Source organism: Shewanella chilikensis (genome assembly GCF_002836945.1).
GTDB lineage: Bacteria > Pseudomonadota > Gammaproteobacteria > Enterobacterales > Shewanellaceae > Shewanella > Shewanella chilikensis.
In genome coordinates, this window is record NZ_NIJM01000004.1 from 1 (window position 1) to 20,805 (window position 20,805).

17 protein-coding genes and 4 tRNA genes are annotated in these 20,805 nt (G+C 51.5%); 7 read left to right on the plus strand and 14 right to left on the minus strand.

What is annotated here, in order from left to right:
- Window positions 1–197: 197 nt before the first annotated feature.
- The 4 genes from CX651_RS02075 to CX651_RS02090 all read right to left on the minus strand — a co-directional run bounded on the left by CX651_RS02075 (window position 198) and on the right by CX651_RS02090 (window position 560).
- A tRNA-Thr gene (locus CX651_RS02075) sits at window positions 198–273 on the minus strand.
- 9 nt (window positions 274–282) lie between these two features.
- Window positions 283–356 (minus strand) — tRNA-Gly (locus CX651_RS02080).
- Window positions 357–391: 35 nt separating this feature from the next.
- Window positions 392–476, minus strand: a tRNA-Tyr gene (locus tag CX651_RS02085).
- An 8-nt stretch (window positions 477–484) separates the two neighbouring features.
- A tRNA-Thr gene (locus tag CX651_RS02090) sits at window positions 485–560 on the minus strand.
- A gap of 233 nt (window positions 561–793) precedes the next feature.
- Between CX651_RS02090 and coaA the strand changes: the two genes are divergently transcribed.
- Window positions 794–1,741: a type I pantothenate kinase gene (gene coaA, locus CX651_RS02095; protein ID WP_039036033.1), complete on the plus strand. Its 948-nt coding sequence runs from the start codon at window positions 794–796 to the stop codon at window positions 1,739–1,741.
- Here the strand turns inward: coaA and birA are convergent, their stop codons facing one another.
- From birA to CX651_RS02125, 6 genes are all read right to left on the minus strand, one after another.
- Window positions 1,742–2,701, minus strand: a complete 960-nt coding sequence (gene birA, locus CX651_RS02100; RefSeq protein WP_101053117.1) for a bifunctional biotin--[acetyl-CoA-carboxylase] ligase/biotin operon repressor BirA — start codon at window positions 2,699–2,701, stop codon at window positions 1,742–1,744.
- Between the two features lie 2 nt (window positions 2,702–2,703).
- Window positions 2,704–3,729, minus strand: a complete 1,026-nt coding sequence (gene murB, locus CX651_RS02105) for a UDP-N-acetylmuramate dehydrogenase (protein ID WP_101053119.1) — start codon at window positions 3,727–3,729, stop codon at window positions 2,704–2,706.
- Between the two features lie 299 nt (window positions 3,730–4,028).
- A complete protein-coding gene (locus CX651_RS02110) occupies window positions 4,029–5,402 on the minus strand; it encodes a M16 family metallopeptidase (RefSeq protein WP_373296787.1) in 1,374 nt (457 codons plus the stop codon).
- 56 nt (window positions 5,403–5,458) lie between these two features.
- Window positions 5,459–6,787 (minus strand): M16 family metallopeptidase, encoded by a 1,329-nt coding sequence (locus CX651_RS02115; protein ID WP_101053123.1) that lies wholly within the window; start codon window positions 6,785–6,787, stop codon window positions 5,459–5,461.
- A gap of 127 nt (window positions 6,788–6,914) precedes the next feature.
- On the minus strand, window positions 6,915–7,130 hold the full coding sequence (locus tag CX651_RS19790) for a hypothetical protein (RefSeq protein ID WP_146225985.1): 216 nt from the start codon (window positions 7,128–7,130) through the stop codon (window positions 6,915–6,917).
- A gap of 281 nt (window positions 7,131–7,411) precedes the next feature.
- Complete coding sequence (locus tag CX651_RS02125) at window positions 7,412–7,765, minus strand: hypothetical protein (protein WP_226565614.1); 354 nt, start codon at window positions 7,763–7,765, stop codon at window positions 7,412–7,414.
- Window positions 7,766–8,097: 332 nt separating this feature from the next.
- Between CX651_RS02125 and CX651_RS02130 the strand changes: the two genes are divergently transcribed.
- Window positions 8,098–10,200 carry a putative bifunctional diguanylate cyclase/phosphodiesterase gene (locus CX651_RS02130; protein ID WP_101053127.1) on the plus strand — a complete coding sequence of 701 codons (2,103 nt, stop codon included), beginning with the start codon at window positions 8,098–8,100 and terminating at the stop codon, window positions 10,198–10,200.
- A 186-nt stretch (window positions 10,201–10,386) separates the two neighbouring features.
- On the opposite strand, the gene CX651_RS02135 is transcribed toward CX651_RS02130, so the two are convergent.
- Together CX651_RS02135 and CX651_RS02140 are read right to left on the minus strand one after the other, a co-directional pair.
- Window positions 10,387–10,977: a tRNA-uridine aminocarboxypropyltransferase gene (locus tag CX651_RS02135; RefSeq protein WP_101053129.1), complete on the minus strand. Its 591-nt coding sequence runs from the start codon at window positions 10,975–10,977 to the stop codon at window positions 10,387–10,389.
- Window positions 10,978–11,431: 454 nt separating this feature from the next.
- Window positions 11,432–12,280 carry a PfkB family carbohydrate kinase gene (locus CX651_RS02140; RefSeq protein WP_101053131.1) on the minus strand — a complete coding sequence of 283 codons (849 nt, stop codon included), beginning with the start codon at window positions 12,278–12,280 and terminating at the stop codon, window positions 11,432–11,434.
- A gap of 343 nt (window positions 12,281–12,623) precedes the next feature.
- Between CX651_RS02140 and CX651_RS02145 the strand changes: the two genes are divergently transcribed.
- Window positions 12,624–13,790 carry an MFS transporter gene (locus tag CX651_RS02145; RefSeq protein WP_101053133.1) on the plus strand — a complete coding sequence of 389 codons (1,167 nt, stop codon included), beginning with the start codon at window positions 12,624–12,626 and terminating at the stop codon, window positions 13,788–13,790.
- A gap of 75 nt (window positions 13,791–13,865) precedes the next feature.
- Here the strand turns inward: CX651_RS02145 and CX651_RS02150 are convergent, their stop codons facing one another.
- Complete coding sequence (locus CX651_RS02150) at window positions 13,866–14,774, minus strand: patatin-like phospholipase family protein (protein ID WP_101053135.1); 909 nt, start codon at window positions 14,772–14,774, stop codon at window positions 13,866–13,868.
- Window positions 14,775–15,106: 332 nt separating this feature from the next.
- On the opposite strand from CX651_RS02150, the gene CX651_RS19795 reads away from it, so the two are divergent.
- Window positions 15,107–15,280, plus strand: coding sequence for a hypothetical protein (locus tag CX651_RS19795; RefSeq protein WP_157822656.1), 174 nt, complete (start codon window positions 15,107–15,109; stop codon window positions 15,278–15,280).
- A gap of 179 nt (window positions 15,281–15,459) precedes the next feature.
- Complete coding sequence (locus tag CX651_RS20315) at window positions 15,460–15,771, plus strand: excalibur calcium-binding domain-containing protein (protein ID WP_373296786.1); 312 nt, start codon at window positions 15,460–15,462, stop codon at window positions 15,769–15,771.
- Between the two features lie 243 nt (window positions 15,772–16,014).
- Here CX651_RS20315 and CX651_RS02160 read toward each other — a convergent pair whose 3' ends face one another.
- Entirely contained in the window at window positions 16,015–16,938 is a 924-nt protein-coding gene (locus CX651_RS02160) for a LysR family transcriptional regulator (protein WP_101053137.1), read from the minus strand.
- A 179-nt stretch (window positions 16,939–17,117) separates the two neighbouring features.
- On the opposite strand from CX651_RS02160, the gene CX651_RS02165 reads away from it, so the two are divergent.
- Together CX651_RS02165 and CX651_RS02170 are read left to right on the plus strand one after the other, a co-directional pair.
- Window positions 17,118–19,094, plus strand: a complete 1,977-nt coding sequence (locus tag CX651_RS02165; protein ID WP_101053138.1) for a ligand-gated channel protein — start codon at window positions 17,118–17,120, stop codon at window positions 19,092–19,094.
- A gap of 174 nt (window positions 19,095–19,268) precedes the next feature.
- Window positions 19,269–20,795, plus strand: a complete 1,527-nt coding sequence (locus CX651_RS02170) for an SEL1-like repeat protein (protein ID WP_101053140.1) — start codon at window positions 19,269–19,271, stop codon at window positions 20,793–20,795.
- The last annotated feature ends 10 nt before the right edge of the window (window positions 20,796–20,805 follow it).

Consider the following 20,805-nt stretch of genomic DNA (forward strand, 5'->3'; position numbering starts at 1 on the left):
GAGTGGTTTTACCATGGTCAACGTGACCAATGGTGCCCACGTTAACGTGGGGCTTACTACGTTCAAATTTAGCTTTAGACATGGTATTGCCTCAATCTAAGATTTTCTGGTGGTGAAACCATATATAGTGAAAAAGTCCGATGCAAATGAATGTCATCGAACAGATTATAAAGGTAGAAGTAGAATTTAAGAGAGGCTGGTGCTGATAGGCAGATTCGAACTGCCGACCTCATCCTTACCAAGGATGCGCTCTACCACCTGAGCCATATCAGCATGCAAATTTGGAGCGGGCAGCGGGAATCGAACCCGCGTTATCAGCTTGGAAGGCTGGAGTAATACCATTATACGATGCCCGCGCAACCTACTTAAGGCTACCTACTTACCTTGAAAATGGTGGAGGGAGAAGGATTCGAACCTTCGAAGGCGGAGCCGTCAGATTTACAGTCTGATCCCTTTGGCCACTCGGGAACCCCTCCAATAAAATTGGTGCCGGCACCAAGAGTCGAACTCGGGACCTACTGATTACAAGTCAGTTGCTCTACCAACTGAGCTATGCCGGCACTTCATTTCGGTAGCGGATATTAGGTAAATGTTGGGTCGAGTGCAATAGTAAATTGGTTTTTTTTCGCAAAAAAGCCCTGAATGGTGTTTTTTTACTCTGGCACTGCGTAGCGATTAGACTTCCCCCTAACCCTTTGTACACGGGATAAACAATTCGGTCTGGCATAGGGATTTTTTATTGTTCACGAATAATTCATGGTGTACTGTGCCTTGCCTGAGCAGAGGAAATCAGATGACAACAGCCAACTCAATTCAACAGGCATTGTATATGCCTTTTCACCGCCAGCAATGGGCCGAACTTCGTGAGTCTGTGCCTTTGACCTTGAGCGAAACCGAATTGAAGAAGCTGCGGGGGATTAACGAAAAAGTTTCCCTCACAGAAGTTACCGACATCTATCTGCCCCTCAGCCGTCTGCTTAACTTGATCGTTGGCGCCAAGCAGCAAAGAGGTTTGGTGTTAAATGAGTTTTTGGGGCAAACCCCAGCGAAGAGCCCATACATTATCAGTATTGCCGGCAGTGTCGCCGTAGGGAAAAGCACTACAGCCCGTATCCTGCAGGCACTGTTGAGCCATTGGCCCGAACACCCTAAAGTCGATCTGATTACCACTGATGGTTTTCTCTACCCGCTGGCCGAGCTGAAACAAAAAGGGTTGTTGCAGCGTAAGGGCTTTCCGGAAAGCTATGACATGAAGCTATTGGTGGAGTTTATCGCCGCCATTAAGTCAGGCGCCGAGTTGGTCGAGGCTCCTCTATATTCCCACATCAGTTACGACCGGCTTCCCGAAGTGCAGCAGGTCAGACAGCCGGACATTTTGATCCTGGAAGGCTTGAATGTACTGCAGACAGAGCTGGATTCTCCAGTGAGTATCAAGCGGCCTTTTGTTTCTGATTTCGTAGACTTCTCTATCTATGTAGATGCGGACGAATCACTGCTGAAACATTGGTATATAGACAGGTTCCTGCAGTTCCGGCATACAGCTTTTGCCAATGAACGCTCCTATTTCCACCACTATGCCAAGCTGAGCGATGCCGAAGCCGAACATATAGCCGCCAATATCTGGGACACTATCAACGGCCCGAACCTGAATCTGAATATCGAGCCCACCCGCGAGCGGGCACATCTTATTCTGAAAAAAGGTCAGGACCACCTGATGGATCAAGTGCTACTGCGAAAATAATCAAGCACCGCGTAAACTGATTTCCCCACCAACAAAATGCTGTGTGCCTGTATCTGTCTGCAGGATAACGCCGCCTTGCTCATCCACTCCCAGGTAGTGGCCGCTAATCTGCTGCTCACCCAGCAGCAGTTTGACCTGTTGACCGGCAAAGATATCGGCACTCTGCCACCTGGTGCTGAATGCCGCCAATCCTTGAGTTTCAAACAGCTTAATATCTTTCAATAACTGTTGGTAAAGATTAATAGCCAACTCCGTCTTGTCCGGCATAGAATCAAGGCCACTGAGATCGCTCCAGGGTTGATCCAGTTGTTCACCCAGTTCAGCAGGCATAGCCATATTCAAGCCTATTCCGATCACCAGATCGCATTCGCTGTCGGCAGTACCACTCATTTCAATCAGTACACCGGCAAGTTTACGGCCATCGAGATAGATATCATTGGGCCACTTCACTCCCAAACCTGTAATACCGAAAGACTCCAACACACTAACCAGAGAACAGGCGACCACCAGACTTAAGCCCATCGCCTGGGAAAGACCTTGAGAGAACTGCCAGTACAGGGAAAAGTAGAGGTGACTGCCGTAGGGCGACAACCACTGGCGTCCTCTACGCCCTCGTCCAGCCGATTGGTACTCGGCAATACAGAGATCACCATTACTCAATTCATCGACATGGTTGAGCAGGAAGGTGTTGGTACCAGCCAACTCATCAAAGTAAAAGCAGCGGTTATCTATAGCGGAAAGCAAACGCGGCTTGTCGATAAGATGCAAACTTCTCGCTAACTTATAACCTTTGCCTTTCACGCTGAAAATATCGATCCCAAAGGCGGCCAAGGCGCTGATATGCTTGCTGACGGCGGTACGGCTGATACCGAGCTGTTCGGCCAGTATCTCGCCGGAAACAAACTCACCCTGCTGCAACAGCTGTAATATTTCCCGCTTGCGCTTCCACTGTTCGGTCATCGTCAGAGACTCCTCTCTCCTGTTGCCGCAAAAATTCGCGGCTCGGGTAGTAATTCAACACCGAAACGCGTTTGCACTTGCCTGATAATTTCCCGCGCCAAATTAGCCACATCTTCACCGCTGGCGCCGCCTTTATTCACCAGCACCAAGGCTTGCTTATCATGAACTGCGGCAGCTCCCATCTGGAAACCTTTCAAACCTGCCTTATCGATAAGCCAGCCCGCGGCCAACTTAACAGTACCATCCTGCTGAGCATAACCCACCAAATCAGGAAAGCGTTCGGCCAACTTAAGATAGTCGGCAGCAGCAACCACTGGATTCTTGAAAAAGCTGCCAGCATTGCCAAGCACGGTAGGGTTAGGCAGTTTTTCCTGACGAACCTGACATACCTGCTTAAAAATCATAGGCGCGGTCACTTTTGTCTCTTCAGCAAGTGACTGCAACGGCCCATAACTCAGTTTGGGCTGCCAGTCTTTAGGCAGTTTCAAGCCGACAGAGGTGATCACAGCCCTGCCCTTGAGCTCGTTTTTGAAAATTGACTCTCGATAGCCAAAACCACAATCAGCGGCCTCGAGACGAGTTATCCCCCCGGTTTGCAGATCCAGATACTCAACCCAGTCACATACCTGGCACAGTTCAACCCCATAGGCACCTATGTTTTGAATCGGCGCAGCACCAACCGTTCCAGGGATAAGAGCCATATTCTCAAGTCCCGGCATCCCCAGCTTAAGCGTTTCACAAACCAATTCATGCCAGTTTTCACCGGCGGCAACCTTTAAATAGAAATGCGCTTGGTCCTCACTGACGTCGATTCCCTTGGTAGCGACTTGAATCACGCTCCCTTGATAATCCTCAAGCAACAATAGATTACTGCCGCCACCGAGGATCAGCATAGGGACATCATCATCCTTGTGCTGCATACAAGCCCGGACAAGCTCAGCGGTAGAACTCACTCTGATGAGTTCCCGACAATAACAATCGATTCCAAAAGTGTTCAAGGATTTAAGGGAGTGGACTAGGGCTGACATCTAAAGCTTTCACTGCAAATAAAAGCAGCATTGTAACGGGATTAACCGACTATTTCAGCCTTCAGCGGTTAAACATACTCAAACAAGTCAATCGTCTATCCAATAGAACTGATATCACACTTTAGCGTTCAACAGGAAACTCATTAGGGGGACTATGATGTAGCGATCATAGTGGTAAAAAGCTTCCGGTGTTATGACAGGCAATTGCAGATTAACTTTACCGGGAATGTGTCTGAATCACTGTGCTCCAAGCAAGACAGTCAAACAACAAGAAGCGTTGTTTGACTGCCATGAAAGGATTAACCGCCGAAACCGACATCCTTGATATCGACCCGGGTCACCTCGCCATACTTGGCCGCTATCGGGGCTATCTTGTCGCCACTGCCAATCAGCACCATCTGCAACTTATCCTTGGGGAAGTAGTTGTCAACCAACTGCTTGGTCTGCGCCAGAGTCAGTCCATCCACCCGTTGCTGGAATTGATTGATATAGGACTCATCAAAACCGTACAGGTACATGTCTGACAGCAGACCTGCCAACTGGCCGCTGGTTTCAAACTTGGGCGGGAACTGGCCTTTGACGTAGGCCTTGGCCGAATCCAGAGTCTGCTGATCTATCCCTTTCTGCCACAGGCGGCTGTAGGTCTTGAGTGCCAAGTCAATGGCTTCCTCTGTAGTAGCCGACTTGGTGAAAGTACTGATCATAAACACCCCTGAGTCACGATAGGGGACGAAACCCGAGCGCGCGCCATAGGTTAAACCGGCATTCACCCTCAGCTCATCGTTGAGCCAGGAGGTAAAACGGCCACCGAGTATGGTGTTGACCACAGTCAGGCCCACATAGTCAGGGTTATCCTGAGTCACACCCAGGCCACCTATGGTGAAGGTGGTCTCTATCGCGTCCGACTTATCCACCAGCAAGACTCGGCTGGCAGACAGAGTCGGCAGCCCCTGCTTGAGGTCAACGGCACGCAGCGATTCACTGTTGCTCCATTGACCGAATGCCGCCTGCAGCTTGGCCTTCATCTGCGCCGGGTCGAAATCGCCCACCACGCTGATAGCGGTATTGGCCGGTTGATAGTAGCCCTTGTGGAAGGCTCTCAGCTGGTTGACCGTCAACTGGGACACAGATTCGCTGGTTCCCGAAGTGGCATTGCCATAAGGATGCTGACCGAAGACCAACTTGTTGAAGTAGCGCCCAATCACAGACTTGGGACTCTCTTTCTCCTGCGCCAGCTCGGCGACTCTGCGGTTCTTGAGTTTATCAAACTCGCTAGCATCAAAGTCGGGACGGGTCAGCACATCGGCAAACAATCCCAGCATGGTATCAGCATCTTTGGCCATAAAATCGGCACTGAGGTAACTGCCCTCACGGCCGGCATCGGCATTCAGACTGGCACCGAGAAAGTCCACCTCCTGCTCTATGCTGGCCTTGGTGCGACCGGCGGCGCCAAGCAACAAGCCCTGAGCCGTCACCTCTGCCACACCGGCTGTGGTGTCATTGACGCTGCCGACTTTCACCACGGCGTTCAGGGTGATCAACGGCACCTCTTTCTGCGGCATCAGCATCAGCGTCAGGCCGTTACCCAGAGTGACTCTTTCATAAGTTGGCAGTACAAAGTGGCCGGTATCCTGGCTCACCTTCACCTGGGTAGACTGACAACCTGAAACCATCAAGGCTGCAGCAATGGCCACGGCGCCCAGAGAGGCCTTGAGAGAAAAAACCTTGCTCATTGATCCGCCTCCTCTTGTGCAGCCAGTACCCCCACAGTGCGGTTGGCCCGGCGCAGGTATGTTTCTGCCACCCTTTGAATGTCGGCCACTGTGACCTGGTTATAGGCATCCGGTGCCTGGAACAGCTTGTCGAAGCTACCGAAATAAAGTTCGTAGGTGCCCAGGGTATTGGCCTTGCCATTGATGGTTTCCATACTGCGATAGAAATCCATCAGCTTGATATTTTTGGCTTTTTCCAACTCTTCAACCTTAACGCCGTCACGGGCAATACGGTTGACCTCTTCAATCAATGCCTGTTCCAGAGTGGTGGCGCTGACACCTGGGGCCGCCACCCCAAGGATGTACAACAGGTTGGGGTCAAAAGACATGGGCATATAAGTCTCGGCGGCAATCGCCAACTGCTGGTCCACCAAAGCCTTGTAGAGACGCGAGCTGTTGCCTTCACTCAGAATCGAGGTCAGCAGATCCAGCGCGTAATAGTCTTTATTGGTGGTGGCCGGTACGTGATAGGCCAGCATGATATTAGGCGTGCTGACAGACTCTTTCTTGACGAAGACCCGTCGTTCCCCTTTTTGCAGCGGCTCGACTGTCTTCACCGCCTTGGGTGGCTCTTGCGCCGGGATAGGGCCAAAGTAACGCTGGGCCAGACGCTTGACCTCGGCCAGCTTAACGTCACCGGCAATCACCACAACCGCATTGTTGGGGGCATAGTAGGTCTTGTGATACTGCACCAGATCTTCCAAGGTCCAGGCCGCAATATCAGATTCATGGCCAATCACTGACCAGCTATAAGGATGCGCCCTGAAGGCCACACCTTTTACCTCTTCCTGCAGGGTACGCCAGTTGGAGTTTTCCAGCCCTGTGGTACGTTCTGAGGCAACTACGCCGCGCTCACTCTCTACCATCTCTGCATTGATATCCAGCGCCGCAATCCGATCGGCTTCCAGATCAAAAATGGTTTCCAGAGCATTGGAAGGGAACCAGTCGGTATAAACGGTCACGTTTTCAGTAGTGTAGGCGTTGTTGGCGCCACCGGCCGCTTCCATGGTGCGGTCAAACATCTTGGGGCCGTATTTCTTGGAGCCATTGAACATCATATGCTCGAAGAAGTGAGAGATCCCTGTGATCCCGGGCACCTCGTTGCGTGAGCCCACCTTCCAAAACAGATACATGTTGGCATTGGGAATGGATGAATCTTCCAATACCATGATTTTCATGCCGTTATTCAGGGTAAAACTCTGAATATCTTCGGCCGTGGTCGCCTGTGTTGTCGCCGCCCCAAGAAGGCTGGCTGACATCAGCAGGGCGGTCAGCGTACGCTTCATTGGGTCGCTCCTTGGCTGATTGCTGATTTCAAAAGATCCAATATCGGGTAAAAAAGCACTGCAAATCAAGTAACAAGTGATACAGAATTGTCAGATTTTGTAAGCAAAGTGCTTTATCCCGTACGGTTTATTTGCTGCTTAAGCTGGAGAGTGCCAGTGTGGTCAACGCCTCTATCCCCGTATTGAACGCTGCTTCATCGGCATAGAAATAGGGGGAGTGATTGCTGGCCGCCGTTGACGGGTCAGTCCCCTTAGGCGTTACCCCAAGAAAGAAGAAAACTCCCGGGGTTTCTTGCGCGTAGAAAGCAAAGTTCTCAGCCCATGTGATAAGCCCGGGTTCCACCAGCCTCTCCCCTTGCCGACCACTTGCTCCAGCAAGGGCCTGACTTCGGCTACCAATTCAGCACTGTTCACCAGCACAGGATAGCCTTGGACTGCCTCTGTCTTCGCCTCAGTGCCATTGGCTTGCGCTATCATTTCAGCGGTCTTGCTCAGTTGCCGTTTAATATTGGCTCGGCTAGAGGTTCTACTAATAGTAAATTGAGCGTCAGCCGTTATTGAAGACCTCCAAGTTTAGTTAAACGGCAAACACTTTAACTTGGGGGGCTGAAGTACTGATTTGGCTTAAGGCTCTATTTTCTTCTGTTTCAGCTTCTTCATCTTGGGCTCGTCGATTTTACGCTCTTTGGCCGCCGCCTCTTTGGCTTCCTGCAGGTATTTCTGTTCCCGCTGCGCCCTCTCATCAAACTGTTTACTGGCTTTTAACCTTTGCTCCTCCTGCCAATCTCCCGATTGCTGGCGTTTGAGCACCTTCTGTTCCCGCTCGGCAGTTTCCGTGGCGGCGGCCCTGGCTTTTTCCAGTTGCTCCTGCTCCAGACGCCGGGCATCTTCACTGGCCTTTTCACTCAGTTGAGTCAAATCAGCCGCACTCACGCCAAAGGCCAGCAACCAGCTCAATAACAGTATTAATCTCGCCAAAATTCGCTCCTGCTTAGAGAGAACAAAAATCCATCTTCCAAGGACTATCACACATTTTTTCACCAGTTTGACCGATAATGAAGGTTTTTAGCAACAAAACGAAATTTTGATTGAGCCAAAGAGTAGATCTGTTTAGCTTTAAACTAACGGATTGAAATGCTGTTCCACATAACCGTTTGCCCAACCAATAAGCTATAGGGTGCAAGGCAGGTCACCACATAGTCGGAAGTGTTAGCTTCCTTCCTGTTGGTTGAAAAGCCGAATATGCGGAGCTGTGTAAACATAACAAAGGGAAGTGGTTCTCAACGGAGAACGACAAGGGAGTATCCTGGATGATCCGATGGACACAACTGTTACAGAGCCTGGTGGCCGACACAAAACTCGGCCCCCAGTTGCAACTCTGGCGCAGCGAGCCTCACTCGACACCTCTGGCCTTATTCATGGGGTGCAAAATTTTTGCCGCCAATCAGGCAGCATTGGATTACTTCGCCTGTGTTCACCAGGAAATTCTCGATGCCACTCTCTACGACTTTGCTCCCCGACTGCAATTAGGCGGTCAGAGCAGTATAGAGTTGGCCAAAAAACTCATGCAAGCCGCGGCGGCCAGCTCTCAAGTACAGGAGTGGTTACACCTCAATCGCCACGGCAAAGAGCTGCCAACCCGCCTCTACCTGGAACCCGTCAGAATAGATAGTAATAAGATGATCTTGGTGAGGTTCGAAGCCTTGGATCGTCGCCTTAGTCCCAGAGGTGAAGCTCAAGACGTATTCGGCCTGCTGCCCCGCAGCGTATTGGCCGGAATTCTCGAAGAAAGTGCCGAAGCCGTTGTCATCAGTGATACCTCGGGCAAAATCCTTGCGGTCAATCGAGCCCTCTGCCGTCTTTGCGGCTTTAGTCAGGCGCAGCTGATAGGTCAGCAGTTGCAGATCCTCGAAACCGCAAACGATCCCAAGCAGAGAGAATGTCGTGCTGCGCTGGCGCAGCGGGACTTCTGGCAGGGAGAGGTCAGCCATACCCGGGTCGATGGCAGTCACTTCCCCGCCTGGCAGAGCAGTCGCAGGTTGCAGACTGAATCCGGTTGTTATCTGGTCACCATCTTCAGCGATATCAGCGAGCGTAAACAGCTGGAATCACGCCTGACAGAACAAGCCATGTTTGACATGCTGACAGGGCTTCCCAATCGCCGTCATATGAAGCGCAAGCTGCGCCAGGTTCTCAGAGCCAGTCTAGAGGCCTTCAACCAAGGAAAGCCAACCACGGGAGCCTTGATGTTTCTGGACCTCAACGGCTTTAAACATGTCAACGACTGTTTCGGTCATTCCATGGGGGACAGAATACTGCAACTGGTCGCCGCCAGGCTGGAAGCCGGTTGTATAGAGAGAGCCGATATCGCCCGTATGGGCGGCGATGAATTTACTCTGGTGTTGCAAGATTGCCGCGACAGGGAAGATATCTACCTTTTTGCACAGCAGATATTGGCTCTATTCGAGACCCCATTTGAACTGGAAGGACAAAAGTTTTACCTGGGTACCAGTATAGGTATCAGCCTTTTTGGCAACCAGGAGATAGACCCTTCCGAACTGCTGAGCCAAGCCGACACAGCCATGTACAGTGCCAAACGCAGCGCCAGCCATATCAATTTCTATGACAGCTCCATGAGTGAGGCCGCCGAACATAAACTTAAACTGCTCGGCGATCTGCGTCACGCCTTGGGTCTGGGACAACTAAGCCTGTTTTATCAACCCATAGTCAGGCTCAAAGATAACCATATGGCCGGTGCCGAAGCACTGCTGCGCTGGCACAAGAGTCCTCATGAACTGTTGGAAGCGGCCGATTTTGTACCCTTGCTTGAAGAAACCGGTCTAATAGTCACTGTCGGCAACTGGGTCGTAGAGCAAGCCTGCCGACAACTGGCTGTTTGGCGGCAACAGGACAACGACTTTATTATTTCAGTCAATATATCGCCGCTGCAATTAGAGCACCTGGACTTTTACCAACAGGTAAAATCTGCACTGCAACATCATCAGCTTCCCGCAGAAGCCTTGATTCTGGAGATCACCGAATCGGCATTGCTGGGCCACCCACGTCAGGCCAAACAAACCCTCAAACAGCTCAGGGCACTGGGCGTCAAAATAGTTCTCGATGATTTCGGTACCGGGCTGTCATCATTGAGTCGTTTGGGCAGTCTGCCACTGGATGGGCTAAAAATTGCCGGTGAATTTGCCGAGCAATTACAACATCAAAAAGGCAAACGTTTGTGCCAAGCCATAGTACAGCTGTCACAAGCACTTGAACTCAAATTTGTTGCCGAAGGAATAGAAACCGAATATCAAAATAATATGGTACGACAAATGGGGGATGGACTGGCTCAGGGATTCTTTTTCGGTTACCCCTTGCATCCAGAACAGTTTGCCTTGGCGCATTTTGATCTATAAGAGCTCGATACTAAGAAGGGTGAACAGAACTGTCGGCAACAGAGTTACTCTGCTACCACTCCCCTGCAAAAGCGGTAAGCCGACAGTCCCACTCCATCATCAAGGATGATGTAGGCTCATTAAAACCGGATTCACTTATAAATGTCGTGATCTACACGGAATTTTCGCGACTACTTACTCACTTACTCAATACCGCTCACGCACTTTGGCCGGCATCCGCCGTAGCCTCTGCTCCACCAGCTCAGCAAGTAATGCGTACATAGGTGCCACATCCAGCCCAGGCTCCAACTGAGACAGAGCTGCAGCTGCAGCCTCGAGTGTCGATAAGCTATCACTGCGATTAGCCTTGCGGATGCGATACGCTGTCGGCACCGCCAGTGGCAAATGCCTTTGAGGCAACGCCTGTAACCAAGGGTTAAGCCGATACATTTTCAAGGTTTTGCGCCAGGTGCCGTCCAGCAGGATAAGCCTTACAGCTTCTGATGAGTCATCCGCCTGCAACAGCTGACTGTTATCAGAAGGATAGAGCAAGAAAGTCGGCATGCTATCTGTTGTCAGTTCAGCTCTCAACTCGGCAAAATCCGCCTCGGTTTCTCCCACTATCACCCGGGTGTCCGGCACGGCCAACTGCAACAAACGCACACTATTTTTGGCATGCTCGACCTCCGCAGGATGCTGCAGCACCAGCAGCTGGCTACCAGGATATATTGCAGACACTGCAGTACAAACACAGGCCGTTTCTGGGTACCCACATTGTTCACAATAACAGCGCGACATACCTAATATCTTTCCTTAATCAGCACTTGCTCTCTTCAACGCCATCTTGCTATTTATAGTCAGGCTGATAGTCGATCATCTGCCAAGACGGCAGCTCAGTAATGCCAATATTAACACATGCCCCAGGTTAAATTCGGCTCAGAGTCCGATGCCAAAATGAAACGGTTAATGAGAGTCCACTGTATGACAACAATGCTTTATAAATAGAACAACTCTGTCCTCATCGCCTTTGCTTCCAGTTAGGTGACTAACAGAACTTGTCGAAAATCCGACCTCAAAAACAATGGTAAAAGATATAAAAAAGCCCCGCTCAAAGAGCAGGGCAAGCCAGTTAGCACATAAATAAGAAGGGAGAAACCCGCAGAGCCCTTAAGCTCTAACCAAAGATCGCCAGCAAGATTAAGCACTCTTGATGACAGCGGCATGACACTGATGCGGGATTTTTATGACAAACTCAATCCTGCTGTGCTTGCAGGTACTGACGCAAGGCGTCTCCCGGAATCGAGGTTTCCGAGGCAACCGCGAAAGCCGCCCACAAAGAGGCTTCCTTCATGGCCTGTTCCACTGCCATTCCCGATACCAAACCATGGATAAGCCCGGCGGCAAAAGCATCACCAGCACCCGTGGTATCCACCACTTTCGCCGGAACAGCAGCTATCAGAGCCTCACCATCCTCCTGATATAACACCGCGCCCTGCTCGCCTTGAGTCACAATAAAGTATTTAAGTGCGTCACCGGCTATCTGACGCCCAAACTGCCAGGGGCTGAGCTCGCTGCGTCCTTGCATATCTGTTACCGAAGACAGCAATACATGGCAGGGTCTTGGCCTGTCATCTTTGGCCAATTGTGCCACCACCAGAGTGTGTTCCAGCGCGGTTCGCGCCCAACTGACCGCACCTTCGGCGGATGAGTTGATATATAAGGCATCCCACTGCGACCACTTGGGCGGCGCCGGCAATTCAAATATCGGCCGTTGCGGCCGAATAATGGTGCGCTCGCCATCCGGGGTCATCACCAACAGCATTTCACAGGTATTGCCTGCTCGCCGCTGCACCCTGCGACAATCCAACCCTTGGGTACTGGCTTCGGCCAGTAGCCAATCGCCCATCTCGTCGCGTCCAACCTGACTCACCAGAGCCACATTATGGCCGGCCCATTCCAGACCTATGCCTGTATTGGCGCCACCACCACCCAAGCGTTGGCCACCATCCTGATAATGGAATCTGCCTCCGGTACGCAAGGGTTTATCCAGCAATAAGATTCGGTCACAGTTAAGGTTGGCAACGAGCAAAATCTTGGCCATAGAAATAATCCACAGAAACGAATGACCCCATCTTACCCCAGGGCAAACACTAAATGCAGCGCAGCCAACAACAAAGGCCACAAGAGGTGATATTGCCAAACGGCTAAAAACACCGTTTTAACTCAGCAAAAATTGCCATTTAAGCGAGTTTTTATTTACATTTATTCAAAGTTAAAACAGACTATTAAACATCCAGACTTTGGTGAAATTTTCTTTCCAAGACAACAAAATAAACTCACTTTACCCGAGCGCTACAGACTCCTATATTCGCGGAAAATTTCACCATTCAGACTTTTTAAACAGATCTCCGTTTAAAAGGTCGTTTTTCTATTTGGAGTCTGAGTTGTCCCAACCTCACGCCACCGCTCACAACAACAGTGCCTGGGTACCTGTTGCGGGTTTGACCCTGTTTGCTCTGGCTTCCGGCTATCATATGAGTCTGCTGCCGCTGGCATTGGACGGTTTTGGCTTGGCAACAGATCTGGCGGCTTGGCTGGCGAGTATTTTCTATTTCGGCTTGCTACTCGGGGCAACTTGTATTTCACCTGTCGTGGCACGCCTGGGACACAGAGGCGCCTTCATCCTGTTTCTATTGCTGCTGGCGGCGACAGTGGCTGGCATGCCCTTGGTGGTTAATGGTCAGTTTTGGCTGGCGGCGCGCTTTATTGCCGGGATTGCCGTGGCCGGCATCTTCGTAGTGGTGGAGTCCTGGTTGTTGATAGCCGACACCGCCAAGCAGAGAGCCAAGCGTTTGGGCTTCTATACAGGCTCACTCTATGGCGGTAACGCCCTGGGACAACTGGGTGTGGGACAATTGGGTGTCGATGGTGCCATGCCGCATATTTTGGTGGCGATAGTACTGGTGTTGGCCGTATTGCCGCCACTGCTGGCCAAGCGCTGCCAGCCACAAAAAATACAGCATCAGAAGATTAGCTTCAAAGAAGTCAGGCATGTCAGTCGCCCTGCCATCATGGGCTGCCTGGTTGCAGGTTTGGTATTGGGCCCCATCTATGGCCTGATGCCTGTGTTTCTCAGCGAGCAAACGGGTGACCATCAACTGACGGGCAAACTGATGGCCATAGTGATCCTGGGAGCCATGTTGGTGCAACCCCTGGTCAGTTGGTTGTCTCCCAGATTCAGCAAGACTCTCTTGATGGCGTTTTTCTGTTTGTTGGGCGCCGCCGGGGTTGTGGGTATTCTGCTGAGTCACAGCACTTTGGTGATGGGCTTCAACCTGTTGCTGCTGGGGGCTGCCGCCTTCGCCCTTTACCCTATCGCTATTACGCTGGCCTGTGACAGCCTCGACAGCAGCAAGATAGTGGCGGCAACCGAACTTATGCTGCTCAGCTACTCTGTGGGTTCGGTTATCGGGCCTCTGGTAGCCAACGGCTTCCAGCAACAGCAGGGGTTGCCCATGTACCTGGGCTTGTGTCTGACCACAACTTGTATCTATATGCTAATGTCCAGTGTGCGACCAACCCGTGGCCGGATGCCGGCACTGCGTCCCTGAGTCCACTTCCCGAGCTTAGTGTCAGCCATTCAGGCTGACACTCACTTGGAATGACCCGCTAAGCTCCTGAGTCATTTATGCTCTGTGGGCGTCGCTAGGCTTGTCAGCATAGCAACAAAACGCCAACACAGCAGGCAATGCCTCACGACCATCGGCCAGCCCTAAATGATACACAGCCTCTACCTTGTTGATGTCGCGCTCCAGCCTCGACAAGTCCAGCGCCATCTTAGGCTGGAGCACCATGGCACTTCCATCGGCAACTGCCTGCTGTAATTGCTGTTGTGCCTGGTTGTACACCTGATGACGCCTCAGCAAAGCATCGACAACCTTGGGGTAACGCCGATAAGCTTTTTGTGCCAGCCATTTAAATTTAAAGGCTGACTTTCTGTAATCTGCGGCCTGAGTCAGGATAATCAGTTGTTTTTGATAGCCATCTACTCTGGCTTGCTCTAGCGGAATAGGTGCCGCAATGCCACCATCAAGATAAGGCACCCCATTGATGACGACGGGTTTGGAGATAAAAGGCAGGCTGCTTGAGGCAATCAGTATCTGCAACAGCTCGTCGTGGCCACCAAAATCACTCATGCCAAAGAAGTCAGTTTCACCGGAAAGGCAGTTGAAAGCCCCTATCTTGAATTCGGCTCCCGAGGACAGGAAGGTCTCAAAATCGAACGGCAGCAACTCGTGAGCCATACGTCTATAGGTGAAGTCAGTATTGACATAATTGCCCGTCTTCAGCAGATGCCTCATGCCCATGTAGCGCTTATCTGCAAGATAACGCTGCTGAATTAACAGGTTACGCCCTTTCTGCCTGGAAAGGTACGAAGCCGGATAGATAGCGCCGGCGGAAACCCCTACCTGATAATCAAACATGACCCCGGCTTCCAAGAAAGCATCCAGCACCCCGGCGGTATAAATGGCGCGCAGGCCGCCGCCCTCCAGTACCAAAGCCGTGCCTTGCTGTTGCCTAAACGCTGTGACCATTATGATTCCCCCAATACAGCCAATAGCGCAGCATAACCAAGCATACCTCACAGGGAAAGCTGCTCTTGAAATACCCATACTTTAGAAGTAAGTGATTTGCCTTTGATTACTTAAGCTTATACTGATTTTCCATTAAGAAATCTGCCAAAAACATTCTAATTGATTACCAGCTTATCCTTGGTAAACCCTGGTGGCATCGGGTTTGGCTATGTTTGGCAAAATCACAACATTACGGTTATCAGGCGAGCCGGCATTATCAAACAACTGATTAAAAAGTAACTTATCTACCGTGGCAGGAAGCCATGCTGTATTGCCGGACAGGAGTTAAAAGAATGGATGCTAGAAATCAAGGGGAAATCTGCTTACTACCGCAGTTGGCCAACAAGCACAAACTCAAGCTCTATCGCTGTTGTCTGGAAGAATTTCGACAGTTGGGCTACTGGGACAAATATGTGCAGCAAGTGCAAGACGAAGTTAATAGGCTCCAAGCCTTGGCGGAACAATAAACAACATGACACCCGGCAACAGGGTGGCGCAGCTCAAATTTAAGTTGAAACATTTCCCGGAACAAGCTGCAATATCGACGCAAAATTTCACCTTGGACTGTCTAGCCACTCAGAAATACAAAGCCAACTTCAATTTGGCCAAGGATGCCGAAATACTTAAGGAAAAAAGATGAAACGCTTTGTTTTTTTATCTTATTTTTGGTTATGCCTGTTATCTGAGTTGGGTAAAGCTCAGCGGTAATGAACCGCAACAGCTGACCGACATTCACCAGAACACCCTAAGCAAGAGTATCCGCGAAGCGGCTCAAACCTCGCCGCGCTATGCCAGTCACTCTGTGGAGATGGATGTCAGATTCCACTGCGATGGACGCCAGTATTGCAGCCAGATGACCTCCAGGGCCGAAGCCGAATACTTCAACCGTTACTGCCCCAACACCAAGATGGACGGCGACAATGATGGCCGTCCCTGTGAAAACGACAGTCGCTGGTGAGTCACGCTATTTTTCAACCAGCGGCTATAGCTCACTCAGAACCAGACAACTGCCAACAGTTGCGGCCAAGTTTCTTGCCTTGATAAAGTGCTTTGTCGCACCACGGCTATCATGCTGGAAAGCTCATCGTCACATCCAAATCCAGTTCTGAGTATCAACACTTAAGTGACAAGCACAGCTTGGTGTTACTGATACAAAAACGTTTCATCCGTGAGCGGATTTGGTGATAAAACATACTATATTTCAAGGTTTAAAATCTGGACGAGATCCATGAGCGGCGAAACATGCCCCCAGGGTCGCTATCGCCTCACGGATTTTTGGCGCCTGCCCCTCACGCCCTGCGGTCAGGGCATAGACGCTGTACTGTGGCAGTTGCCAGTCAGGCAATAGAGGCAACAAAGTGCCCTGCTGCAAAAACTGCTGCACTTCAGGCTCCGGTAAGGCCGCATAACCCAAACCATCCAGGGTGAAGCGGATCAGACTCTGCATATTGTTGACCGCCAGACGCCCAGGCGTTAAAGACAGCTGCTCACCACTGACGGTATGACTCAACATATTGTCCTGCACCATACTTCCCTTATGGCACAGACGCTCCCAATCCTGCAGTTCACCAGGATGGCTTGGCATAGAGCGCCCTCGCCGATGCAGAAAGTCTGGTGCCACGCACAAGAGCATCTGCCAATCGGCCAGATGATGAGCCACCAGCGCCGAATCGGCCAAGGGCCCGATACAGATAGCCAGGTCTAGGGCGCAACCCACCAAATCTACCACCTCATCCTGCAACTGCAGCGTCAATTGAATGCCGGGATGCGCCTCCAACAGACGCCTTAACGGCTCACTGAGAAGGCCGCCACCAAATCCCACGGGGGCGGCTATCCGCAACTCACCGGCCGGAGAGTCCTTCAATCGACTCAACTGCAGCTCAGTCTCATCGGCAAGTGCGATCATCTGCACACAACTCTGGTAAAAGAGTTTTCCAGCCTCAGTCGGCGTCAACGCCCTGGTGCTGCGGTTAAGTAGCCCAAGCCCTAGTTGCTGCTCCAGCTTGAATATCTGCTGACTAACGGCAGAAGTACTCATGCATAACTGCCTGGCGGCGGCATTCATAGTGCCCTTCTCTACTGTGGTGGCAAATACCAGCATCGCCTTGACCATCTGCCTATTCATCTTTCAGCCCCATCAAAACAGCCAAAACATCTCAGTTACGGCAGTCGCTATAAAGCAATCCTTAACTGTGTTTTCAGAAAAATGCGCTTGAGAGGATTGTATCATCGGCGTAAATTCTCGCCATTGAAAATCATTCTCATTTACATAGTTTGCATTTATCATTCAGGAGTCAGAAACCTATGCCTTTGTGTCGAATCAGCCCACTGGCCAGCGCCATTGCCGCACTCTTACTCATACCTGCGGCTCAGGCCGATGAAGCGCCCCAAGACATGGAAGTCATAGTGGTCACAGCCTCCGGCTACGAGCAACAACTCAAGGATGCTCCCGCCTCTATCAGCGTGCTTACCCGAGAACAGCTGGATAGCCGTTTCTATCGCGATATTACCGATGCCATGCTGGATGTTCCCGGCGTTGTGGTTACCGGCGGCAGCGATCGCCGTGACATTAGCCTGAGGGGCATGGGAAGCCAATACACACTGATCCTGGTAGACGGCATGCGCCAGTCATCCCGGGAGACTCGTACCAACAGCGATGGCCCGGGAGTCGAAGGCGCCTGGACTCCGCCATTGTCGGCAATAGACAGAATCGAAGTGGTGCGCGGCCCTATGTCATCCCTGTATGGTTCTGATGCCATAGGCGGGGTGATCAATATCATCACCCGCAAGGTTCCGGAAAACTGGCAAGGCGAACTCAGGCTGGACAGCACAGTTCAGGAACGCAGCGAATCCGGCAATATCTATCAGGGTAACTTCTTTGTCAGCGGGGCCCTGATCCCGGACTGGCTGGGTCTACAACTCTATGGACAATACACCAAGCGAGAAGAAGACCAGATCACCGGCGGTTACCGCGGCCGAGATGCCAACAATCTCAGCGCCCGTTTCTCGCTGACTCCGAGTGACGACCACGACATCATTTTGGAGGTCAGCAGTGCCATTCAGGAATTGGACAGCACTCTTGGCAAAACAGTCGCCCCTCTCGCTCCCGGCAAACCCTGCGGCCGTTTTGGCTGCCCGGCGTCCTCCACCACAGAATATGAAAGCCGCAAGTATTCCTTGGCACACACGGGCCGCTGGGAAATAGGTACGAGTAACACCTGGGTCAAATATGAAGAGTTTGAAAACAAAAGCCGGGCAATGACCATCAAAAACACTGATGCCCAGACCAGTCTGATCACCGGCTTTGGAGATAGTCATACCACCACCTTTGGAGCTGCCTTCAATTACCAGGATCTCAGTGATAAAACAGGTAATCAGGTAGGTGACCGTAGCGACATCAGCAGACGCCAATGGTCGGTATTTGCCGAAAACGAATGGCGCATGAGCGACACCTTTGCCCTGACGGCCGGTTTACGCATGGATGATGACGAAAACTTTGGCGAGCACTTCAGCCCCCGTATCTATGGAGTCTGGAACCTGACTGACAGCACAACCCTCAAAGGTGGTGTTTCCACCGGCTTCAGGGCGCCAAGCCTGAGACAAACAGTGCCGGATTGGGGCCAGGTCAGCCGCGGTGGCAATATGTACGGTAACCCGGATCTAAAACCCGAGACCTCAATCAACTACGAGCTGGGGCTGCACACCGGCTTCGGCGAGAATATCACCACGGCCATGACAGTCTTCTATAACGAGTTTGAAGACAAAATTACCCGAGTACCCTGCCCCGAGAGTCAGTGTACCGATGGTCCGAACCGGTTTGGCTCGGATCCCACCACTTATGTGAATGTGGATGAGGCGGTAACCCAAGGGTTCGAGTTGGATTTCAGCTATGACATCAATGATGACATCCAACTTTCGGCCAACTACACCTATACAGACTCAGAGCAAAAAACGGGTCGCTATCAAGGCAGCCCTCTGAATAAACTGCCCAAGCACTTGCTGCAAACCTCCCTTAATTGGCAAATCAACGACAGCTGGGGCAGTTGGGCCAGAGTGCACTACCGAGGTGAAGAGAGCCAGCCCACCACAGGCCCTTCGTCATCGACTCTGGTAGCCCCCTCTTACACACTGCTGGATATAGGTGCCAACCTGCAACTGATGGAAAACCTCAAACTCAGCGCCGGTATCTATAATTTACTGGACAAAGAGATTACCCAGGAAGAATACGGCTATATCGAAGACGGCCGCCGCTATTGGCTGGGGATGACCTGGAGCTTCTAACGAGAAAGCCTTATGCCGTTTTTATAAACCAGGACAATTCTGGGATATACTGGCGCAGTTCAACTCTCTTACTCCAAAGACCGCGCACCGTCGCGGTCTTTTTATTACGGTTGCAAAAAACGTCATGACAGCGTTTACTGTGTCCGCGCCAACTTCTCAAGGTTAAGGAAAACAATGAAACTGATACTGATTATTATCGCGTTTGTGGCCTTCTTTATTGCCCTGAAAAAGTGGCAACGAGCCCAAGCGGTAAAAAGTGGCGACCCGGATGCCATGGCCAATGAAGGCTTGAGACTGATTGGCAGAAATAGCGTCGATGAAGGCATAGCGCTGCTGGAACAGGCCGCCAATAAAGATCATCCCGCCGCCGCCCAAATGCTCTATGAGTTCTATACCCGTCCCGAACTGGAGATGGTCCCCAATGATGCCGACAAGGCGATGCACTGGGCCGCCAAGGCCTCGTCATTGGACAATGAATTTGCCAAGCTCCATGACCTGATGCTGGAGCTGAACCAACACCCTGCTTTTGGTGACAATATTCAGCTACTGGAGCAAAACTTACTCCCCAGAGCCGAAGCCGGTGATATTGAGAGCCAAAGCCAACTGGGACGGGTCTATGCCCGTAACCCGATACTCGATAAAGATGGCAGCAAGGCGATAAAATGGCTCGAGTTGGCCGCTGCCAAAGATGATCCCGAGGCCTGCTTTCATCTGGGAAAATTACTGCAGGAACCCAGACAAGGTGAAGCCGATTTGCAGCAAGCAAGATTCTGGCTCACCAAGGGGCACCAGCTCGGTGAAACTGCCAGCGGCGGTCATCTGGCGGAAATGATGTTGCAAGGCCAAGGTGGCCCGGTGGATAAACGCCAGGCCGAACGACTCTTGATTGAGCAGGCAAAAGACAGCAGTTACTCGCAACTGACATTAGGGCAGCGCTACCTGAACGGTGACCAATTACCCCAAGATCTGCACAAGGCCAGAGAATGGTTGGAAAAAGCCGCAGCCGACGAAGAAAACAGCGTGGCGGCGACTATTTGGGCCGGTTTCCTGCTCGAGCACTCCCGCGATAGCCAGGATCACCTGCATGCCAAGGCATTACTGGAGCCCCTGGCGCAAGCCTGGGATCTTGGTGCCCACTTTCAGCTCGGTAAGCTCTATGAACAAGGGTTAGGTGTCAATCGCCAACTGCCGCTGGCACTGATGCATTTCGAGTTTGCCGCCATGGGCGAAGAAGCCGAATATTTCGCCGCCAAAGAGACTCTGGCAGCACGTCTGAGCCAATCGGAAAAGCAGCAAGCCCAAGCTCTCAAACAGGAATATTTGACCCTGCACCCCATAGATAACCTGGCCCAGGCCAGATTGGACCTGCTCAAGGGCCAAGCTCTACTGTATGCGGATGAGCAAGAATACCAGGAGCTGCAACAAGCGCTGCACTGGCTGGAAAAGGCCGCCTTCGGCGGAGAAACTCTGGCCTATGAAGAGCTGTATGAAACCTGCCTCAAGCTGGATAAACGGGTAGATGCCGCCGTATGGCTGTATCTGGAACTGGCAGAACATAACCAGTTTGGTTTTCAGGGGAATCTAGTGCTAAAACAACAGGAACTGCTGCAAAGCTTTACCGAGGCCGAAACTGCCTGGTATGAGCAGCGTCTCGAAGAGGTTCGGGCGCAGTTGCCGCAAAATAACCCCGAGGCCGCCTGAGCTGTGTTAA

Coding starts and splice junctions, on each gene's coding strand:
- CX651_RS02170 (WP_101053140.1), top strand. CDS start 19,269: ATGAAACTGATACTGATTATTATCGCGTTTGTGGCCTTCTTTATTGCC.
- CX651_RS02140 (WP_101053131.1), bottom strand. CDS start 12,280: ATGGCCAAGATTTTGCTCGTTGCCAACCTTAACTGTGACCGAATCTTA.
- CX651_RS02130 (WP_101053127.1), top strand. CDS start 8,098: ATGATCCGATGGACACAACTGTTACAGAGCCTGGTGGCCGACACAAAA.
- murB (WP_101053119.1), bottom strand. CDS start 3,729: ATGTCAGCCCTAGTCCACTCCCTTAAATCCTTGAACACTTTTGGAATC.
- birA (WP_101053117.1), bottom strand. CDS start 2,701: ATGACCGAACAGTGGAAGCGCAAGCGGGAAATATTACAGCTGTTGCAG.
- CX651_RS02150 (WP_101053135.1), bottom strand. CDS start 14,774: ATGGTCACAGCGTTTAGGCAACAGCAAGGCACGGCTTTGGTACTGGAG.
- CX651_RS02115 (WP_101053123.1), bottom strand. CDS start 6,787: ATGAAGCGTACGCTGACCGCCCTGCTGATGTCAGCCAGCCTTCTTGGG.
- CX651_RS02160 (WP_101053137.1), bottom strand. CDS start 16,938: ATGAATAGGCAGATGGTCAAGGCGATGCTGGTATTTGCCACCACAGTA.
- coaA (WP_039036033.1), top strand. CDS start 794: ATGACAACAGCCAACTCAATTCAACAGGCATTGTATATGCCTTTTCAC.
- CX651_RS19795 (WP_157822656.1), top strand. CDS start 15,107: ATGGATGCTAGAAATCAAGGGGAAATCTGCTTACTACCGCAGTTGGCC.
- CX651_RS02110 (WP_373296787.1), bottom strand. CDS start 5,402: ATGGTTTCAGGTTGTCAGTCTACCCAGGTGAAGGTGAGCCAGGATACC.
- CX651_RS02135 (WP_101053129.1), bottom strand. CDS start 10,977: ATGTCGCGCTGTTATTGTGAACAATGTGGGTACCCAGAAACGGCCTGT.
- CX651_RS02165 (WP_101053138.1), top strand. CDS start 17,118: ATGCCTTTGTGTCGAATCAGCCCACTGGCCAGCGCCATTGCCGCACTC.